Raw genomic sequence first — 2,240 nt, forward strand, 5'->3', positions numbered from 1 at the left:
CTCGGAAGCCCGCGCCATCCACGAAGGCCGCGCCGAGGATCGCGGCATCTACGGCCAGGCCACGCCGCAGGAGGTCCGCGACCTGGTCGAGGACGGGGTGCCGGTCGCCCCCATGCCGCCCGAACCGCCGAAGAAGACCGAGGTCAACTAAGGCTCGCCGTAGCGCTTGCGGCGCAGCCCGCGGCGCGGCAATCTTGGATTGCATCAGGGCGGGGGCCTGTCCAAGTCATGCGATTCCTAAGCGTTCTCATCACGCTCGCCGTGGCGTGCTTCTGTGCGCCAGCCGCATGGGCGGCGGCGCTCTCGGCCTATGGCAAGCTGCCGTCGATCGAGCAGGCCGAGGTCTCGCCCAGCGGCCACGCCGTCGCCGTCGTGGTGACGAACGGCGAGCAGCGCAACATCGTGGTGAAGGACCTGGCATCGGGCGCGGTCCTGCTCAACGGCTTCGTAGGCGACCATAAGGTGCGCAACGTCCAGTGGGCGGGCGACCAGCACCTCGTCCTGGTGTCGTCCACGACCACGACCGCCTTCAGCATCCAGAACGGCCGGCGCGAGTGGTACTTCGGCAGCCTCATCGACCTCAAGGCCAAGAAGATGCGGCCGCTCATCCGGCCGACCGAATCGTCCCTCGGCGCGATCTTCGACACGCCGATCGTGCGGATCTACAAGGGCGAGCCCCACGTCTTTGTTCAGGGCGTTGTGTTCGTCGACAGTCATGGGCGGCTGTCGCTGTTCCGGGTCGACCTCGACCAGGGCTCGAGCCGCCTGATCGAGACCGGCTCCGTGGACACCGTCGACTGGGTCGTCGACTCCGAGGGCCGTCCGCTCGCCCAGGAGCTGTTCCAGCGCAACACCGGGGCCTGGTCGATCCGGCTCCGCTCCGGCTTCACGTGGCGCGAGGCGGTGTCGGCCAAGGGGCCGCTGGATACGCCGCACCTGATCGGCCTGGGCCGCGACGGGGCCTCGGTGATGTATGCGGCGCCCGACGCTGAGCGGCGCTGGTCGTGGCGCGAGTTGCGCGCCGACGGCGGCGCACTGGGCGAGCCCATTCCTATCCTCGACGACCAGGGACCTCTACGCGCCGCCGTCGACGGGCGCATGATCGGCCACTACGTCCTGGCGGGCGACGAAGACCGCTACGTCTTCTTCGATCCGGCCGACGAGCGGGTGTGGAAGGCGATCGTCGCGGCCTATCCGGGCCAGCGCGTGCGACTCGAGTCCTGGAGCACGGACCGCAAGAAGATCGTCGTGCTGGTGGACTCGCAGGAGGAGGGGCCGGCCTACGCCATCGTCGACCTCAACACGCGCAAGGCCAGCTGGCTCGGCGCGGAGTATCAGCAGCTCAAGGCGGCCGACATTTCTCCGCGCACGCCGGTCCGCTTCAAGGCCGCGGACGGCCTGCAGCTCAGCGGCTACCTCACCCTGCCGAAGGGGAAAACGGCGAAGAACCTGCCGTTGATCGTCTTCCCGCACGGCGGCCCGGCCTCGCGCGACACGCCGGGCTTCGACTGGTGGGCGCAGGGGATGGCGTCGCGCGGTTACGCCGTGCTGCAGGTGAACTTTCGGGGCTCGGACGGCCTGGGCCATCGGCTGCTGGAGGCCGGCCACGGCGAGTGGGGCCGCAAGATGCAGACCGACCTGTCGGACGGTGTGCGCCACCTGGCCGCCCAGAGGACGATCGATCCGAAGCGCGTCTGCATCGTGGGCGCGAGCTACGGCGGATACGCGGCGCTGGCCGGCGCCACCATCGACCAGGGTGTCTACCGCTGCGCCGTGTCGGTCGCCGGCGTCACGGACCTGCGCCGCCAGGTCGCCTATTCCACCACCCGCGGCGGCGGCGTGACACAGCGCTACTGGAACCGCTTCATCGGCGCCGAGGGCCGCGGCGACGATATCCTGGATCGCTACTCCCCGGCGAAGCTCGCGCAGAAGGCCGACATCCCGATCCTGCTGATCCACGGCAAGGACGACACCGTCGTGCCGCTCGAGCAGTCCAAAGCGATGTCGGAAGCGCTCACGAAGGCCGGCAAGCCCCACGAGCTTGTCGTCCAGAAGGGCGCCGACCACTGGCTCTCGAAGGGCGACACCCGCCTGCAGACGCTGGAAGCCACCATGGCCTTCGTCGAGAAGCACAATCCGCCGGGGCCTTGATCCCGCGCAAGGTCCTTGTGTGGCTCATCTGCCACACTACATCGAGTGAGCCGGGCGCCGTGCTTCGAAGAGGGCGGCTTCCGAGTTCC

The 2,240-nt window shown here is 69.2% G+C and carries 2 protein-coding genes; both read left to right on the forward strand.

Annotation, left to right across the window (positions count from 1 at the left end; genetic code table 11):
• The coding region (locus VGD44_RS21840; RefSeq protein ID WP_331090492.1) for a DUF1178 family protein at positions 1 to 151 on the forward strand (151 nt) is incomplete at its 5' end.
• Between the two features lie 77 nt (positions 152 to 228).
• Complete coding sequence (locus tag VGD44_RS21845) at positions 229 to 2,151, forward strand: S9 family peptidase (protein ID WP_331090491.1); 1,923 nt, start codon at positions 229 to 231, stop codon at positions 2,149 to 2,151.
• Positions 2,152 to 2,240: the final 89 nt, after the last annotated feature.

This window comes from Phenylobacterium sp. (assembly GCF_036402295.1).
In the GTDB taxonomy this organism is placed as follows: Bacteria; Pseudomonadota; Alphaproteobacteria; order Caulobacterales; family Caulobacteraceae; genus Phenylobacterium.